The sequence below is a fragment of the Nonomuraea sp. WAC 01424 genome (assembly GCF_003947315.1).
Lineage (GTDB): Bacteria > Actinomycetota > Actinomycetes > Streptosporangiales > Streptosporangiaceae > Nonomuraea > Nonomuraea spiralis.
The window spans coordinates 82,953-100,322 of the sequence record NZ_QHHZ01000018.1; the positions used below are offsets into that span (position 1 = coordinate 82,953).

General features: G+C 71.3%; 15 protein-coding genes. 8 read left to right on the forward strand and 7 right to left on the reverse strand.

The window, feature by feature from the left end; genetic code table 11:
• Positions 1 to 91: 91 nt before the first annotated feature.
• From DMB42_RS40715 to DMB42_RS40735, 5 genes are read left to right on the forward strand one after another with little or no spacing between them, the layout of a single operon-like run.
• Positions 92 to 958, forward strand: a complete 867-nt coding sequence (locus DMB42_RS40715; protein WP_125644422.1) for an ABC transporter substrate-binding protein — start codon at positions 92 to 94, stop codon at positions 956 to 958.
• Positions 955 to 1,785, forward strand: a complete 831-nt coding sequence (locus tag DMB42_RS40720) for an amino acid ABC transporter permease (RefSeq protein WP_125644424.1) — start codon at positions 955 to 957, stop codon at positions 1,783 to 1,785. The genes DMB42_RS40715 and DMB42_RS40720 overlap by 4 nt, the downstream gene beginning before the upstream one ends.
• Before the next feature lies 1 nt (position 1,786).
• Entirely contained in the window at positions 1,787 to 2,539 is a 753-nt protein-coding gene (locus DMB42_RS40725) for an amino acid ABC transporter ATP-binding protein (RefSeq protein ID WP_125644711.1), read from the forward strand.
• A 31-nt stretch (positions 2,540 to 2,570) separates the two neighbouring features.
• Entirely contained in the window at positions 2,571 to 4,154 is a 1,584-nt protein-coding gene (locus DMB42_RS40730; RefSeq protein ID WP_125644426.1) for an amidohydrolase family protein, read from the forward strand.
• The gene (locus tag DMB42_RS40735) at positions 4,151 to 4,903 is read left to right on the forward strand and encodes a serine hydrolase (RefSeq protein ID WP_125644428.1); all 753 of its coding nucleotides are present in this window, start codon (positions 4,151 to 4,153) and stop codon (positions 4,901 to 4,903) included. Before DMB42_RS40730 ends, DMB42_RS40735 begins: the two co-directional genes overlap by 4 nt.
• On the opposite strand, the gene DMB42_RS40740 is transcribed toward DMB42_RS40735, so the two are convergent.
• Together DMB42_RS40740 and DMB42_RS40745 are read right to left on the reverse strand one after the other, a co-directional pair.
• A complete protein-coding gene (locus DMB42_RS40740) occupies positions 4,872 to 5,795 on the reverse strand; it encodes a LysR family transcriptional regulator (protein ID WP_125644430.1) in 924 nt (307 codons plus the stop codon). The genes DMB42_RS40735 and DMB42_RS40740 overlap by 32 nt on opposite strands.
• Before the next feature lie 43 nt (positions 5,796 to 5,838).
• Complete coding sequence (locus tag DMB42_RS40745; RefSeq protein WP_125644432.1) at positions 5,839 to 9,105, reverse strand: BTAD domain-containing putative transcriptional regulator; 3,267 nt, start codon at positions 9,103 to 9,105, stop codon at positions 5,839 to 5,841.
• 248 nt (positions 9,106 to 9,353) lie between these two features.
• Here DMB42_RS40745 and DMB42_RS40750 point away from each other — a divergent pair, with 248 nt between their 5' ends.
• The gene (locus tag DMB42_RS40750) at positions 9,354 to 10,913 is read left to right on the forward strand and encodes an FAD-dependent oxidoreductase (RefSeq protein WP_125644434.1); all 1,560 of its coding nucleotides are present in this window, start codon (positions 9,354 to 9,356) and stop codon (positions 10,911 to 10,913) included.
• A complete protein-coding gene (locus DMB42_RS40755) occupies positions 10,910 to 11,572 on the forward strand; it encodes an SGNH/GDSL hydrolase family protein (protein ID WP_125644436.1) in 663 nt (220 codons plus the stop codon). Before DMB42_RS40750 ends, DMB42_RS40755 begins: the two co-directional genes overlap by 4 nt.
• 25 nt (positions 11,573 to 11,597) lie before the next feature.
• On the opposite strand, the gene DMB42_RS40760 is transcribed toward DMB42_RS40755, so the two are convergent.
• The 4 genes from DMB42_RS40760 to DMB42_RS40775 form a co-directional block, all read right to left on the reverse strand.
• Complete coding sequence (locus tag DMB42_RS40760; protein WP_125644438.1) at positions 11,598 to 11,897, reverse strand: hypothetical protein; 300 nt, start codon at positions 11,895 to 11,897, stop codon at positions 11,598 to 11,600.
• Positions 11,898 to 12,076: 179 nt separating this feature from the next.
• Positions 12,077 to 13,294 carry an NADP-dependent isocitrate dehydrogenase gene (locus tag DMB42_RS40765; RefSeq protein ID WP_125644439.1) on the reverse strand — a complete coding sequence of 406 codons (1,218 nt, stop codon included), beginning with the start codon at positions 13,292 to 13,294 and terminating at the stop codon, positions 12,077 to 12,079.
• Between the two features lie 53 nt (positions 13,295 to 13,347).
• Positions 13,348 to 13,668 carry a DUF3017 domain-containing protein gene (locus tag DMB42_RS40770; RefSeq protein WP_312024793.1) on the reverse strand — a complete coding sequence of 107 codons (321 nt, stop codon included), beginning with the start codon at positions 13,666 to 13,668 and terminating at the stop codon, positions 13,348 to 13,350.
• Positions 13,644 to 14,765 carry a citrate/2-methylcitrate synthase gene (locus tag DMB42_RS40775; protein WP_125644442.1) on the reverse strand — a complete coding sequence of 374 codons (1,122 nt, stop codon included), beginning with the start codon at positions 14,763 to 14,765 and terminating at the stop codon, positions 13,644 to 13,646. The genes DMB42_RS40770 and DMB42_RS40775 overlap by 25 nt, the downstream gene beginning before the upstream one ends.
• A 181-nt stretch (positions 14,766 to 14,946) precedes the next feature.
• On the opposite strand from DMB42_RS40775, the gene DMB42_RS40780 reads away from it, so the two are divergent.
• On the forward strand, positions 14,947 to 15,594 hold the full coding sequence (locus DMB42_RS40780) for an FHA domain-containing protein (protein ID WP_125644444.1): 648 nt from the start codon (positions 14,947 to 14,949) through the stop codon (positions 15,592 to 15,594).
• A 235-nt stretch (positions 15,595 to 15,829) separates the two neighbouring features.
• On the opposite strand, the gene DMB42_RS40785 is transcribed toward DMB42_RS40780, so the two are convergent.
• On the reverse strand, positions 15,830 to 17,359 hold the full coding sequence (locus DMB42_RS40785) for a glycoside hydrolase family 10 protein (protein ID WP_185845126.1): 1,530 nt from the start codon (positions 17,357 to 17,359) through the stop codon (positions 15,830 to 15,832).
• Positions 17,360 to 17,370: the final 11 nt, after the last annotated feature.

Genomic DNA, 17,370 nt, shown 5'->3' on the forward strand with positions numbered 1-17,370 from the left:
GCAGGGTCGAGCATCGAAGGATTCGAGGCTGAGGGTCGCATGCCTTCACGAGGCTTGGTGGCGCCTGACTGCCTGGCCACGATGACATGCCATGCGAACACACCTGGTCATCGCCCTGGTGGCGGCCTGCGCGCTCGGCGCGGGATGCGGGCGGTCCACCACGGACGCGGCGACCCCCACGCCGCCCTCCTCGACCGGCAAGAACGCCAAGGACCTCGTCCCCGATTCCGTACGGAAGTCGGGCGAGCTGCGCATGGCGACGTCGGAAGGCTATCCCCCGATGGAGATGTACAAGCCGGGCACCCAGGAGATGACCGGCGTCGACGCCGACCTGGCCGTGGCCGTCGGCGAGCGGCTCGGGCTGAAGACCCGGATCATCAACGCCTCCTTCGACGGTCTCATCCCGGGGCTGCAGGGCGGCAGGTGGGACATCGCCATGGCCGCGCTCAGCGACCTCGAACAGCGCCGCAAGGCCGTCGACTTCGTCGACTACTTCAACGCCGGCGGCTCGATCATGGTCAAGAAGGGCAACCCCGAGGGCATCAAGACCCTCGAAGACCTGTGCGGCAAGAAGGTCGTCCTGGCCAAGGGCAGCTCCAACCTGGAGATCGGCAAGCGCCAGAACGAGAAGTGCGCCCAGAAGATGGAGATCATGCAGAGTGAGGACGCCCCCACCGGCCTGCTCACCATCGACTCCGGACGTACGGTCGCCACGATCGTCGACTCCCCCGTGGCCGCCATGTACGCCAAGGAGACCGGCAAGTACGAGGTCCTGTCCGAGCAGTACGACGCCGGACCGTGGGGCATCGCGATCGACAAGAAGCAGACCGGCCTGCGCGACGCCGTCGCCAAGGCCCTCCAGGAACTGATCGACAGCGGCGAGTACGGCAAGATCCTGGAGAAGTACGGCACGACGGCCAACGCCGTGCCCAAGGTCACGATCAACACCGGCGCATGACCGAGCTCCCGATCGAGGCGGTGAAGCCGCCCAGGCCAGGGCGGCTCGTCGCGGCTGTGCTCGCGGCCCTCGTGATGGCCTGGCTGGCCTACACGGTCATCGTCAACCCCAACCTCCACTGGGACGTGATCGCCGAGTTCCTGCTGGACGGCCGGGTGCTCGGCGGCCTGTGGATCACGATCGCGCTCACCGCGCTGTCCATGGTCATCGGCGTCGCGCTCGGTGTGTTCGCCGCCGTCCTGCAGCTCTCGGACAGCCCGGTGCTGCGCGGCGCGGCCGGCCTCTACACCTGGTTCTTCCGCGGCACGCCGCTGCTGGTGCAGCTCATCTTCTGGTTCAACATCGGCCTGGTCTTCCCCGAGATCGGGATCGGCGTGCCGTTCGGCGGGCCGATGTTCCTCCAGTGGCCGGCCAACGAGCTGATCACGCCGTTCACGGCGGCGCTGCTCGGGCTGACGATCAACGAGGGCGCGTACATGGCCGAGATCGTCCGCGCGGGCATCCGTTCGGTCGATCCGGGGCAGCGGGAGGCGGCCGAGTCGCTGGGCATGACGCACCGGCAGATCCTGCGCCGGGTCGTGCTGCCCCAGGCGATGCGGGTGATCATCCCGCCGACCGGCAACCAGTTCATCTCGATGCTGAAGACCACCTCGATGGTCTCGGTCATCTCCGGCGCGGAGTTGCTGACCGTGTCACAGCGCATCTACCTGGACAACTTCGAGGTGATCGCGCTGCTGGTGGTCGCCTCGACGTGGTACCTGCTGCTCACCAGCGTGGCCACCTTCGGCCAGCGCTCCCTGGAGAGGAGGTTCAGCCGTGGCCACTAGCATGGTGAAGATCGAATCGGTCAGGAAGCGCTTCGGCCAGCATGAGGTGCTGAAGGGCGTGAGCCTCGATGTGCCGACCGGCGCGGTGGTGTGCGTGGTGGGCCCGTCCGGGTCCGGCAAGTCGACGCTGCTGCGTTGCGTCAACCGGCTGGAGACGATCGACGCGGGCCGGGTCTGGGTGGACGGTGAGCTCATGGGCTTCAGCGAGCAGGGCGGCAAGCTCCACCTGCTGCGCCCCGGCGACCTGTGCCGCCAGCGCCAGGAGATCGGCATGGTCTTCCAGCGTTTCCACCTGTTCCCGCACATGACGGCGCTGGAGAACGTCATGGAGGGCCCGTGCACGGTCAAGCGCCTGTCGAAGGCGGCTGCGGCCGAGCGGGCGATGACGCTGCTCGAACGGGTGGGGCTGGCCGACCGGGCCGGCTACTACCCCCGGCAGCTCTCGGGCGGCCAGCAGCAGCGGGTCGCGATCGCCCGCAGCCTGGCCATGGACCCCAAACTCATGCTGTTCGACGAGCCGACCAGCGCGCTCGACCCCGAGCTGGTGCAGGAGGTGCTTCAGGTCATGCGCGACCTGGCGGCGAGCGGGATGACGATGATCGTGGTGACCCATGAGATGGGCTTCGCCAGAGAGGCGGGCGACCACCTGGTGTTCATCGACGACGGCGTGATCGTGGAGGAGGGACCGCCCCGCGAGGTGCTGTCCTCGCCGCGTCACGAACGTACCCGCGCCTTCCTCGGGCAGGTGCTGTGAACGGCTCGCTACTCGTGAAGGGTCCGGCCGCGTGAGCCTCGACGTACTGATCAGCGGTGGTCTCGTCGCCGACGGGACGGGCGCGCCGTTGCGCCGTGCCGACGTCGGCGTCCGCGGTGACCGCCTCGTCCTGCTGCCCGAGGGCGGGCCGTCCGACGGGGGCGGGGGGCGGGTGATCGACGCCGCCGGGCTGGTGGTCGCGCCCGGGTTCATCGACGTCCACACCCATTCCGACGCGGTCACGCTGCTCGGCGAGGCCGGTCGCGACCTGGCCGCCGCGCCCGTGCTCATGGGCGTCACCGTGGAGATCTGCGGCAACTGCGGGTCGAGCCTGTTCCCCGCGCTGCCCGAGCGGGTGCCGGCGCTGCGCCGGTCAAGCCGCGCCGGTTTCGGCGGTGATATCCCGATATTTCAGGACTACGACGGGTTTGTGGAGGCGCATGAGCGCGCCCCCCGGTCGAACCACCTGACCTCGCTCGTCGGCCACGGCACCCTGCGGGCCGGCGTGCTCGGCTACGAGGACCGCCCGGCCACCCCCGCCGAGCTCGACACCATGTGCGCGCTGCTGGACGACGCCCTGGCCGCCGGCGCCGCCGGCCTGTCCACCGGTCTCATCTACACCCCCGGCACGTACGGCGACACCGCCGAGGTGGTCGCGCTGGCCCGCGTCGCGGCCCGGCACGGCAAGCCGTACGTCACCCACCTGCGCGACGAGATGTCCCGCGTCGAGGAGGCGCTGGAGGAGGCCGTCGAGATCGCCCGCAGGAGCGGGGCCGCGCTGCACGTCAGCCACCACAAGACCGCGGGACGGCACGCCTGGGGCAAGACCCTGCGCACGCTCCCCCGCATGGCCGAACTGCGCGCCCAGGGCATGGACCTCACCTGCGACGTCTACCCCTACACCGAGGGCAGCACGTCGCTGTCGGCGATGTTCCCCCCGTGGGCCAACGACGGCGGCACCGAGGCGCTGCTCGACCGGCTGCGCGACCCCGGCCAGCGGGCCAGGATGCGCGAGGCGATCGAGGTCGGCGTGCTCGGCTGGGAGAACACGGTCGGCAACGGCGGCTGGGACCGCATCTCGGTCGCCTGCGCCACCCGCCACCCCGAGGCCGAGGGCCGCACGATCGCCGAACTGGGCGGCGACCCCGTGGACACCGCCGCCGAACTGCTCCTCGCCGAGGAGGGCGAGGTGACGATCATCAGCCACTCGATGCGCGAGGACGACGTCCAGCGGGTCCTGACCGGCGAGTTCACGATGATCGGCTCGGACGGCGTGCCCAAGCCCGGCCATCCGCACCCCCGCCTGGCCGGCACCTTCCCCAGGGTGCTCGGCCGCTACTCCCGCGACCAGGGCCTGCTCCCGCTGGAGGTCGCGGTCCACAAGATGACCGGCATGGCGGCCGACCGGTTCGGCCTGGCCGGCAGGGGCGTCGTACGCGACGGCGCGCACGCCGACCTGGTGCTCCTCGACCCCGCCACGGTGGCCGACGGCGCCACGTACGCCGATCCGCTGCTGCCTCCCGTCGGCATCCGGGCCGTCGTCGTGGCCGGCCGGATCGCCGTCGAGGACAACAAGCTCACCGAGGACAGACCAGGAAGGATCATCGGCCGGTGAACGACATCACGCTCGCCGTCGCGACGCGGGATCTGGTGACGGGCGACTTCCACGGCGTCAACGAGGACGCCGAGTTGCCGCTGGCCAGCGTCGGCAAGCTGCTGCTGCTGGCCGAGGTGGCGATGAGCGTCGAGGGCGGCATCCTGGACCCCGAAACGCCCGTGACGCTGCACGACGACGACTACTGCGGCGGTTCGGGGCTGCTGCTGTCGCTGTCCGGGCGGAGCTGGACGATCGGCGACCTCGCCCTGCTGACCGCCGCGATCAGCGACAACACCGCCACGAACGCCCTGCTGCGCACGATCGGCGTGGACCGCGTCAACGCGGCGGCCGCGGCGCTCGGGTTGTCGCGTACCCGGCTGCTCGACCGCATCAGGGAGCCGCGCGGCCCGCAGGACCCGCCGACGTTCGCGATCGGCACCGCGGCCGAGCTCTCCGGCCTGGCCGCGCTCGTCGCCGGGACGGGCGGCTGGCAGTCGATCATGCGCGGCTGGATGCGGCAGAACACCGACCACGGGCTCGTCCCCGCCCTGGTCAGGCACGATCCCGAGGGCGACTGGCTGGCCAACAAGACCGGCACCGACGAGGGCGTACGGTCCGACGTCGGCATCATGGACGGCCGGATCGCCTACGCAGTCCTCGCCCATGGGCCCGCGGGCAGCGAGCACGACCTGACCTCCGCCGTACGGCGGGCCGGTCTGGACGTCGCCGCCCGCCTCAGCGCAGCGAAGGCTCCATCGAGTTCCTGAGCTGGGCCGAGGCCGTACGCAGGTAGGCCAGGAAGAACCGGGCGGCCGGGTTGGGATTGGTCGGCCGCCTGGCCACGCCGATCCTGCGGAACAGGTTGGGCGTGGCCAGGCGGCAGGTGTGCAGCCCGGTCGCGCCCTGCAGGCCGAGGCTCGGCACCAGCGCGACGCCGAGCCCGGCCCGTACCAGGCCGATCGTCACCTCGTAGTGGTCGCTGCGGCAGCGGATCTGCGGCGAGAAACCCTCCAGCGTGCTGGCCCGCTCAAGGATCGACACCGGATGCTCGGCGCCGAACGTGGTGATCCAGGGCTCAGCGGCCAGGTCCGCCAGCCGTACCTTGGGCCGCTGGGCGGCGGGGTGGCCGGTCGGCAGGACCAGGAGCTGCGGCTCGTCGAACAGGTGCACCACCTCCACCCCTTCGGGGCACTTCCACGGGTCGAGGGCGTGCTCGAACACCACCAGCACGTCCAGCGCCCCGCGCTCCAGATCGGGCAGCAGCTCGTACGGCTGGCCCTCCACCAGGTCGAGCGCCACGTTCGGGTACCTGGAGGCGAAGCGCGACAACGCCAGCGGCAGCAGCCGGTAGCCGGCGGAGGCGAAGAAGCCGATGCGCAGTTCGCCGGCGTCGACCCGGGCCTGGGCGAGCAGGTCCTTCTCGGCCGCCTCGATGATGTCGACGACCTCCTGGGCCCGGATGGCCAGGCGGCGTCCCGCCTCGGTCAGCCGCAGGCTCTGGGCGTTGCGCTCGACCAGCCCGACGCCCGCCTCCTGCTCCAGCCGGGAGAGCTGGTGGGACACGGCGGACGGCGACAACTTCAGTTCCCTGGCCGCACCGGCGATGCTGCCCGTCCTGAACACCTCAAGCAGGACACGCAGCCGGTTACTACTCAACACGGGACCAAGGGTACGAGCCCGCAAGCACTGCGCCGAGCCGGCCCTATGGACCGTGCAGGTGGGCCGGGTCGGGTTTACGGTGCAGGCGGGCCGGGTCGGCGGCGCTCGCGGCCGCCTTTCCGTCCAGTGCCCAGCCCTCGCCGTACGCCGCGGCGAAGGACTCCTCACCGAGCGCGGCCCGCCCCCGGCCGGTGAGCTCGCGGACCTGCCGGTCGGTACGGTCGTGGGCACCACGCAACCGGGCGGCGACACCGAGCAGCACGGCCGACTCCCGCCGCCGCCCGCCGGCCTCGGCCAGCGCGGCCACGTTCACCGCCACCAGCGACAGGATCGGCAGGTCCCCGGTCTCCAGCGCCGCCGCGTACGCCCCGGTCAACGCCTTCTCCGCACCGGCCAGGTCGCCCAGCCCCAGGCAGAGCGCGGCCCGTACGCAGCCGACCAGCGTCCACATGTGGTCGCGGAGGTACGTGCCGCCGTCGCGCAGGCCGCGTTCGGCGTCGTCGAGCAGCCGCCGCGCCCGGTCCAGGTCGCCGTGCCGGGCCCAGAAGCCCGCCTCCCGCGCGTCGACCAGGATCAGCATGTCCGCCGAACCCGCGCGCCCGGCCCGGTCGCGGGTCTCGCCGAGCAACACGATCGCCCGGTCGGTGTCGCCGCGCAGCAGGTGCAGGTCGATCCGGCGCAGATCCCGGTACACCTCGTCGCGCAGGCTGAGCGAGCCGAACTCGCCGGCCAGCGTACGGGCCTCGCGCAGGTCGGCCAGCGCGCCGTCGAGGTCGCCGTCGTACTGCCGGAGCTGGGCGCGCATCGGCAGCGCGCCGGCCTGGCCCCAGCGGTCGCCGGCCTGCCGGAAGCGGGCCAGGGCCGCCTCGACGTCGGCGCGCATGCCGTCCAGCTCGCCCGCGTTCTCGGCGAACCGGGCCCGGAACATGTGGGCCAACCCGGACATCCACACGTCGTCCCCGCCGGCCAGCTCGTCGAGCATCGCCGCCCTGGTCCCCTCCTCCTGCACGAGCGCGGCGAGCACACCGTACGGGCCGGGCAGCTCCGGGTACGCGCGCAGCCTGGCGGCCGGCTCGCGCGTCTCCGCCTCGCTGCCGGGCCCGCTGAACAGGTGGATCGCGAGGGCGCAGTCGCGGGCCGGAGTCGGCTCGCCGCCGGGCACCGCCAGCGCCTCGCCCAGCCAGTGGGCCGCGTCGTCGTCCCGGCCGAACATCTGCCAGTACCAGGTCAGGTTCAGCGCCAGGGCGACCGCGCCGGAGGCGTCGCCGGTCTCGCACCGGCGGCGCAGGGCGGCCAGCGCGTTGTCGTACTCGGCGCCGATGATCCGCATCGCCCCGAGCTGGCCGGGTCCGCGCAGCTCCGGGTCCTGCCGGGCCGTCAGCTCGGCGAAGTAGCCCGCGGCCAGGTCGCGTACGGCGCCGAGCTCGCCCCGCTCGGCCAGGCGGCCGGTGCCGTACTCACGCAGCGTCTCCAGCATGCGGTAGCGGCCCGGGTCGGGCGCGAGCTGCAACAACGACCGGTCGACCAGGGCCGCGAGCAGGTCGGGGACATCGGCGGCGGGCACGGCGGTGCCCGCCCGGACGGCGGTGGCCGAGGCGGGCGTGACGCCGCCCGGCAGCACGGAGATGCGTTCCGCGAGGGTGCGCTCGTGCTCGCCCAGCAGCTCCCAGCTCCAGGCGATGACCGCGCGCAGCGTACGGTGCCGGGGCAGGGCCGTACGGTTGCCGGTGGTGAGCAGCCGGAACCGGTCGGACAGCCCGTCGGCCAGCTCGGGCAACGACAGCGTACGCAGCCGGGCCGCGGCCAGCTCCAGCGCCAGCGGCATCCCGTCCAGGCCGCGGACCACCCGCCGGACCTCGGGCAACGTGGTGTCGTCCAGCTCGAAGCCCGGCCGTACGGCCGCGGCCCGCTCGGTGAACAGGCGCACCGACGCCGCCCGCCCGGCCTGCTCGACGCCGTCGTCCGGGCCGGGCAGCGCGAGCGGGCCGAGCGGCACCAGCGCCTCGCCGTCCAGCGCGAGGGGTTCGCGGCTGGTTGCGAGGACCCGCAGGCCGGCGCATCGGGGCAACAGCGCCGCGACCAGGTGGGCCACGGCGTCGATCAGGTGCTCGCAGTTGTCGACCAGCAGCAGGCTCTCCCGCCCACCGAGCCGCTCCACCAGCACGTCCAGCTCGTCACCCTCGCTGCGCGTGCGGACCTCGTCCTGGGGCCGCGTCCGGGCATCGTACTGGGTCCGCGTGCGGGCCTCGAAGACCGCGCCGCCGCGTAGGCCGATCCCGGCGAGCACGGCCGCGCCGACCTTGGCCGGTTCGGTGACCGAGGCGAGGTCGATCATCCAGGCGCCGTCACGGTACTCGTGGCGGTGACGGCGGGCGGCCTCGACGGCGAGGCGCGTCTTGCCTGCGCCTCCCGGGCCGAGCACGGTCACCAGGCGTCCGGCGGCCAGCAGCGCACCGACCCGGGCAAGGTCGTCGTCCCGCCCGACGAAGCTGGTCAACGGCACCGGCACGTTCCCACTCTCGGTCCGTGCGGCGGCGGGAAGCGCGGGGGGCGCGGAGGGCTCGGCGCGGAGGAGGTGCAGGTGGCGGTCGCGCAGGGCGGCGCCGGGGTCGGTGCCGAGGACGTCGGCCAACGTCTCGCGGACGCGCTCGTACAGGGCCAGGGCGTCGGCCTGGCGTCCCTGGGCGGCGAGCGCGTCCATGAGCAACGCGGCCGCCCGTTCATGGACGGGCCGACCGGCGAGCAGCGCGGTCAGGCGTACGGCGCCCGCGTCCGCACGGCCCAGCGACAACTCGGCGTCGGCGAGGTCGGCGACGGCCTCGACCGAGGCGTGGGCCAGCCAGGTCGCGGTGGCGGGCGCGACCGCGGCGACGACCGCGGGCTCGCCCCCGGGACGATCACCCCACAGCGCCACGGCCTCCCCGAGCACGCCCGCCGCGGCCTCCACGTCACCGGCGCGCAGACGGTCACGCCCCGCGGCGGCGAGCTGCTCGAACCGCAGCACGTCCACATCGGACGCATCCACGGCCAGCCGGTAACCGCCCGCGGCCTGCGTGACGTCCCCGGCCGAGCCGAGCGTACGGCGCAACCGCGAGACGAGGGCCTGTAGCGCGTGGCCGGGACCGGCCGGCGGATCCTCGGCCCAGATCGCGTCCACGAGGACACCCTGCTCGACCGGACGCCCCCCGGCGAGCGCCAGCCGTACGAACAAGGCCTGCGACCGCGCGCCGGGAACGGCCAGGACGGTGTCACCGCGTGACACCTGCAAGGCGCCGAGCAGCGTGACGCGAAACCCCGCATCCCCGTCCATGTCCTGATTTTCCCGCACACCCCCTGATGCCCCCGAACGACCTTGGTGCTCCGGCTCGGGCACCGCGCTCACGCGGCACGGTACGGCGGCGTCAGCGGCATGTGCGCGCCGTGTGAGCGGCCCACGCCAGTCTCTGGCGTACCCGAGAGACCAGCGATGACGAGGAGACCTCATGAACACCGCGCGAACACCCCTGGACGGCACCCCGGCAGGCGGCGTCCCGGCGAATGGCGGAAGGAGAGAAGCTCATGCATGACGTGGTGATCGTGGGCGCCGGCCCGGTCGGTCTCTTCCTCGCCTGCGAGCTCGCCCTCGCGGGCTGCTCCGTCCTGGTGCTCGAACGCGAGCCGGAGTCCCGCTCCCCCTGGAAGGCGGACCCGCTCGGGATGCGCGGCCTGTCCGCCGCGTCCGTCGAGGCGTTCGACCGCCGCGGGATGTTGCCGCCGCTGCTGACGGCATCCGGCCTGCCCGCCCGCCCCAGCGACGACGACGCCACCTCGCCCCCTCCAGGCGGCGACAAGCCGTCGCGTCCTCGCAGCGCGGGCCACTTCGCCGGTATGACGCTCGATCCGGCCATGGTCGACGTCACCGCCCTGCCCTTCCGGCTGCCCGGCCCGGCGGCGGAGGGCATGCTGACGACCCTCGAAGCGGTCGGGACGGTGTTGTCGCAGCGCGCGTACGAGCTGGGCGTGGAGATCAGGCGCGGCGTCGCGGTCACCACCCTCACCCAGGACGACGACCGCGCCCTCCTGGGCGCCGGCGAGCACGAGTACGCGGCACGCTGGGTCGTCGGCTGCGACGGCGGCCGCAGCACGGTACGCGGCCTGGCGGGCTTCGAGTTCGCCGGCACCGAGCCGCAGTTCACCGGGTACGTCATGCTCGCCGACGTCGCCGATCCCGGGAAGCTGCGTCCCGGGTTCAACCTGACGCCGAACGGCATGTACCTCCGGATGCCCGCGGAAGGGCACCTCGGCGTGATGGAGTTCGACGGGGGTGCGTTCGACCGCTCGCGGCGGCCGGACCGCGAACATCTCCAGGCGGTTCTGCGCCGGGTGTCCGGCACCGACGTGACCTTGGACGAGGTACGTTTCGCCGCCAGCTTCACCGACCGGGCGAGGCAGGCGACGACGTACCGGCGGGGGCGCGTCCTGCTCGCGGGGGACGCCGCCCACGTCCACTCCCCCCTCGGCGCTCAGGGGCTCAACCTCGGCCTCGGCGACGCGCTGAACCTGGGCTGGAAACTCGCGGCGACCGTCCACGGGCACGCGCCGGACGGCCTGCTCGACACCTACAGCCGCGAACGCCGTCCGATCGGCGCGTCCGTGCTCGACTGGACGCGCGCCCAGACGGCCGTCATGAAACCCGACCCGCACGCCCAGGCGATCCAGGCGGTGGTCCGCGACCTGCTCGCGACCCGCGACGGGACGACGTACGTCTTCGGCAGGCTCTCAGGAGCCTCGGCCCGCCACGACCTCGGCGGCGAGCACCCGCTGATCGGCCGCAACGCCCCCGACCTCCGCCTTGAGGACGGCACCCGCCTCGGCGACCTGCTGCGGGACGGACGGGGCGTCGCCCTGGACCTGACCGCCGACCAGCCTCTGCGCCGCTCGGCGACGGGCTGGGCGAGCCGGATCCGGTACGCCTCCGGCCCGGCCCGCGACGACCTCGGGCTGGGCGCCGTGCTCGTCCGGCCCGACGGCGTCGTCGCCTGGGCGGCCGATGGCGTCCCTGATCGCAAGGCGTTCGAACGTGCCGCCGGCCGCTGGTTCGGCCTCCCCTCATCCTCCAAGCCACAGGAGCTCGTATGACGATCAACCTCCGGCCGGGCGGCACCGTGATGTTCACCGGCGACTCGATCACCGACAGCGGGCGGCTGGACAGCGAGCACGGCCTCGGGTTCGGCTACCCGCTGCTCGTGGCGGGCGAGTGGGGACTGCGGCACCCGGACCGGCCCGTGACCTGGCTGAACTCCGCGATCGCCGGCCACAAGGTGATGGACCTCGAACCCCGCTGGCAGACGGACGTCCTCGACGCGCGCCCGGATGTGGTGTCGATCCTCGTCGGCATCAACGACGTCGGCTGGCACTCCTACGACCCCGACGGCCATGTGATCCCCGCCGAGGACTACGCGGCGGGCTACGACCGCCTGCTCGCGCCCATCGACGACGCCGGCGCCGACCTGATCCTCGTCGAACCGTTCCTGCTGCCGGTCAGCGGCCTCGTCCAGGTCGTCCACAGCCGCCTCGGTGTGGAGGAACGCCGGAAGTGGCGTGCCGACCTGGACCCGAAGATCCAGGCCGTACGCGAACTCGCCCACAAGTACGGCGCCCACCTGCTCGCCGCCGACGGCCTGTTCGCCGGGCTCGCCGCGACGACCGGGCCGGAGTACTGGGCCGAGGACGGCGTGCACCCGACCCTCGCCGGCCACGCCGCCCTGGCCACCGCCTGGCTCAGGCTGGTCGCCTGACCGCCCGGGTGCGCCTCCCCGAGGCTCAGCGCTTGTTGACGCGGATGGAGATGATCGTGCCGGGCGGGATGGAGGCGGAGGAGACCTGCCCGGGAGAGACCCATGGGCCGATGTTGTAGACGTACCCGACGCTGGGGTTGACGTGCAGGACGGTGATCGCGACCTGGTGCTGGCCCGTACCACCGGTGCAGCGGCTCTCGGCCGTCGAGCCGTTCACACTGGTGGTGCAGCCGTCGGGGACGGCGTACGCGGCCGGGGCGAAGCCCGCGAGCAGCGCGGTGGTGAGCATGGTCGCGGCGGGCAGGGCCCACTTTCTGGTTCGCACGGGTACGCCTCCTGAGACTGAGGGGGTTCTCTTAGGAAACTTTCCTAAAAGAAGCACTCCGTCAACCCCTCCCGCCACCGGGCGTACCGATCAGCCGGAACCGGACACGACAACGACGGCCCGGACATGCGAAACGGCCTCTACCTCGCAGCATCGCCGCAGGTAGAGGCCGCTTTTTCTCAAGCAGACATCTTCTTCTTGAGGTTCTCGTCCAGGGCGGCCAGGAAGTCCTGGGTGGTGAGCCACTTGGCGTCGCCGCCGACCAGCAGCGCGAGGTCCTTGGTCATCTGGCCGCTCTCGACCGTCTCGATGCAGACCTGCTCCAGCTTGGCGGCGAACTCCGTCACGGCGGGGGTGTTGTCGAGCTTGCCGCGGTGGGCCAGGCCACGGGTCCACGCGAAGATCGAGGCGATCGGGTTCGTGGAGGTGGGGTTGCCCTTCTGGTGCTCACGGTAGTGGCGCGTCACGGTGCCGTGGGCGGCTTCGGCCTCGACGGTCTGGCCGTCGGGGGTCATGAGGACGGAGGTCATCAGGCCGAGCGAGCCGAAGCCCTGCGCGACGGTGTCGGACTGCACGTCGCCGTCGTAGTTCTTGGCGGCCCAGACGTAGCCGCCCTCCCACTTGAGGGCCGCGGCGACCATGTCGTCGATCAGGCGGTGCTCGTAGGTGAGCCCGGCCTTCTCGAAGTCGGCCTTGAACTCGGTCTCGAAGATCTCGGCGAAGATGTCCTTGAAGCGGCCGTCGTACGCCTTGAGGATGGTGTTCTTCGTCGAGAGGTAGACCGGGTAGTTGCGGGCCAGGCCGTAGCGCATGGAGGCGCGGGCGAAGTCGCGGATCGACTCGTCGAGGTTGTACATCGCCATGGCGACGCCGGCGCCCGGGAAGTCGTACACGTCGAGCTCGATCGGCTCGGAGCCGTCCTTCGGCGTGTACGTGAGGGTCAGGGTGCCCTCGCCGGGGATGACCAGGTCGGTGGCGCGGTACTGGTCGCCGAAGGCGTGACGGCCGACGACGATCGGCTTGGTCCAGCCGGGTACGAGCCGCGGCACGTTCGACATGATGATCGGCTCACGGAAGATCACGCCGCCGAGGATGTTGCGGATGGTCCCGTTGGGGGACTTCCACATCTTCTTGAGCCCGAACTCCTCGACCCGCGCCTCGTCCGGGGTGATGGTGGCGCACTTCACACCGACGCCGTACTTCTTGATGGCGTTGGCGGCGTCGATGGTGACCTGGTCGTCCGTCGAGTCACGGTACTCGATCCCCAGGTCGTAGTACTTCAGGTCGACGTCGAGGTAGGGAAGGATCAGCTGGTCCTTGATGAACTGCCAGATGATCCGGGTCATCTCGTCGCCGTCGAGCTCGACGACGGGACCCTCCACCTTGATCTTGGGCATGCGAATGGTTCCCCTTCAATGAATGGATGCGTTGAGGCTATCGGACCGTCCCGTCAACCGGCCAAAAGGGACAGAAGCCAAGCCTTGAACGCGTTGTTGTACAGCGCGAGCGAGGTCAGGGCCAGCAGGAATCCGAACGCGGTCAGCGTGATGACGTCCATCTTCTTGCTGCGGACGGCCAGTTGCCCGTCGTACCCGGCGAACCGGAGCGCGGCGGCGATCATCAGCACGCCGCCCAGCGCGAACCCGCCCCAGCGCGGGTCCACCAACAGGATCACGAGCACGGTGGCTACCGCTCCCGCCACAACCAGCGGGAACGGTCCCCAGCGTTCGCGTTCGTTCTCTCGGCTCAACGCTCTTCTATTGGCTTCCACTTCTGATCGCGCTCGCCAATGTATTCACTGTCGGGCCGGATCAGCCTGTTGTCGGCGTGCTGCTCGATCACGTGCGCGGTCCAGCCGGACATGCGGCTGATCGAGAAGACGGGGGTGAACAGGTCCGTCGGGATGCCAAGGTAGTGGTAGACCGACGCCGCATAGAAATCGACGTTCGGATAGAGGCCCTTCGTCTCGAAGACGACCTCCTCCATCTCCTTCGACATCCGGTAATAGGTGTCGTCGCCGGTGGACTCGGCCAGCTCGGCCGACATCCGGCGCAGGTGGGTGGCGCGCGGGTCCTCGGTCTTGTAGACGCGGTGCCCGAAGCCCATGATCTTCTCGCCCGCGGCCAGCTTGTCGCGTACGGCCTGGGCCACCCCGCCCGGCGGGATCGACTCCAGCGTCTTCATGACCTGCTCGTTCGCGCCGCCGTGCAGCGGGCCCTTGAGCGTGCCGATGGCCGCGACGATCGCCGAGTGCATGTCCGACAGGGTCGCGGCGCAGACGCGGGCGGCGAAGGTGGAGGCGTTCATGGTGTGGTCGGCGTGCAGGACCAGGCACTCGTCGAAGATCTCGACCTCGCGCGCCTCGGGGGCGCGGCCGGTGACCTGGAGCAGGAAGTTGCCGGCGATGCTGAGCGCGGGGTCGGCCTCGGGGACCGTGCCGCCGGTGCGCTCGGCGTGGTAGCGGGCGACCAGCACGGGTTGCTGCGCGGTCAGGCGCGCCGCCTTGCGCAGGTTGGCCTCGGGTGCGCTGGAGTCCTTGTCGGGGTCGTCGGCGCCGGCGAGGGAGACGAGCGAGCGGAGCGCCTCCATGGGCTTCTGCTTCTCGGCGATCTCCGCGACGTTCGCCGCGACCAGCCCGCCGAGTTCCCTGCCCTGCGCCAGCTCGGCGCCGTACGCCTCCAGCTCGGCGCGGGTGGGCAGCTTGCCGTGCTGCAGCAGGTGCGCGGTCTCCTCGAACGTCGCTCGGCCGGCCAGATCGTGGATGTCGTATCCACGGTAGAAGAGGCGACCGGCCTTTCCGTCGATGTCGCTCAGCGCTGTGGACGCCGCTACGACATCGGCCAGGCCTTTCGTGGGCTTGTCCGCCATGAGTGATTCCTCCGCTTATCTTCCTCCGAAGTCTACCCGTGAGCAGGTAAAACCGTCCGCAGAGGTCCAGACCAATTTCACGCCGGATTCTCCTTTCGGCAAAGGAGATTCCGCATCCCCTCGGTTGGGTAAGCCGGAGCTGTAGTAATAGTTACGGCGGGCTACCTGGGGAGGAACTGCCGTGGAGGGGCCGTTCATACGCATCGAGGACACCGGCGACGTGGTCCCGTTGCGCCCCGAGATCACGACGGTCGGGAGGGGCCGGGGTGTAGACATCCGGCTCACCGACCCCAGTGTGTCTCGACTCCATGCCGAGTTCGTCAGACGAGGACCCTACCTGTACGTCGTTGACCTGGGCCTGTCCCGCAACGGCACACGGGTGAACGGCAGGCCGATCGCCCGGAGGGTGCTCGACGACGGCGACGTCGTCTCGTTCGGCGCGGCGCGGGGTCGCATCGGTGGAGTCCCCCGTGAGGACTTCACCCCCGAGGTCGAGCTGCGCAGGGCGGCGGCGCCCGAGCTGACCAGGCGCGAGGTCGACGTACTGACCTCGCTCTGCAGGCCGGCGCTGTCCGACGAGGCGTTCGTCGCTCCGGCGACGGCACGCGAGATCGCCGACGACCTGGTCGTGACCGAAGCCGCGGTCAAGCAGCATCTGCTGCGGCTCTACCAGAAGTTCAGGATTCCTGAGGGCACCAACCGCCGCACGCGCCTCGCCAACGAGGTCGTCGCGCTCGGGCTGGTGCGCCCGACCCCTGTGGTGCCACCGCAGCGGTCGGCGGGCGCCGCGGCTGAACAGCCGTCGGCGGCCGGTAGGAGGGCTTCCTAGAGGAAGCCGGATCGCGACCGGGGCTTCGGCGAGGGGTTCCGGCAGCGTCGGAACCATCGACAGATCACCGTGCCCATCCCTGCTGGGCGCGGAACAGGCGAGGGCGGGTGACCGCGGACCGAAAGGCCCGCGGCGCGCGTGCCGGGCTTGTCGCCGGTCGGGAAACGTCCCGGCGACGCGCGCTGGTCAGCCATGCGCGCGGCGCCGGAGATGAACGTTTCCTTACCGGCGTATTTCAGATCACCCGAAAACCGTTGCTGGGCTTGCTGGTCCTGTTGGCCCGGTCCACGGCGACCGCGTAGTAGTGGTCGCCGCGCTTGCCGTCGGGGTCCGTCCAGCGGATCTGCCGGTCACCGGGCACGACCGCGACGAGGTTGCGCGCGTCGGCGAAGGCGTTCTGGCCGGCCTCGCCCGGGAAGCGGAAGATCGCGAACTGGAACGGCTCGTTCCGGCCGGTGGCGACCAGGCGTACCTCGACGCCGCCGTTGCGGCGCAGCGCGTAGGCCACGACCGGGCGGCGCGGCGGTTCGCCGTTCGCCAGGCGGGGCAGTACGGGCGCCAGGGCGGGCCGCTGGTAGTGGTCGTTAACGGTGGTCGTGATGGAGGCGAGCCGGTCCACCTTGACGTCGTTGGCGTTGTACCAGATGTCGCCGCCGACCTCGGGGTGGGCGCGGTTGAGCGTCAGGTGCCTGGACAGCTCGGCCGGGTTCTGCCACTCGGCGGCCTGGGCCGGGTCGCCCGCCTTGTACGCGGCCTGCCCGATCCACAGCAGCGTGTTCGTGCCCGAGGCCACGTCCGACCACCACGGGACGAGCTTGGAGTAGTCGGCCGGCGGCTGGCCGATGTACCAGTAGAGCTGCGGCGCGATGTAGTCCAGCCAGCCCTTCTTGACCCAGCCCCGGGTGTCGGCGTGCAGGTTGTCGTAGGACTGGCCGCCGTTGGTCTCGGAGCCGAGCGGGTCGGTGCCCTTGTTGCGCCAGATGCCCGACGGGCTGATGCCCCAGGCGATCTCCGGCTTGGCCTGGAGGACGCGCTGCTGCATCTCGCTGACCATGAGGTCGACGTTGTTGCGCCGCCAGGCGGCCAGGTCGGGGAAGCCGGCGCCGTACTTGGCGAACGTCGCGCTGTCGTCGAAAGCTGTGGTGTTGGTCGGGTAGAAATAGTCGTCGAAGTGCAGGCCGTCGATGTCGTAGCGGGTGATCGCGTCCATCATCGCGTCCTGGCAGAACTTGCGGACCTCGGGCATGCCCGGGTTGTAGTAGAGCTTGCCGCCGAACGGCAGGATCCAGTCGGGGTTCTTGCGACCGGGGTGTTCGGGGTGCAGCTTGCTCGGGTCGGGCTGCATGGACACGCGGTAGGGGTTGAACCAGGCGTGGAAGGCCAGGCCGCGCTTGTGGGTCTCCTCCACGGCGAACCCGAGCGGGTCGTAGCCGGGGTCCTGCCCCTGGGTGCCGGTCAGGTACTGCGACCACGGCTCGTACGACGACGGCCAGAACGCGTCGGCGGTGGGCCTGATCTGCACGAACACCGAGTTGAGCTTGCGCTGAACGGCCACGTCGAGCCAGGCGAGGTATTCGGCCTTCTGCTCGTCGGCGCTCAGCCCCGGCTTCGAGGGCCAGTTGATGTTGACCACGGAAGCGATCCACATGCCGCGCATCTGACGCAGCGGGGGGACATAGTCGGCCTGGGCGAAGGCCGGCAGCGGCACGGCGGACGCGGCGGCGGCGAGAGCGAGACCCTTCAGGAGAGTCCTTCTGCTGGGCATGGGGGGTGGCC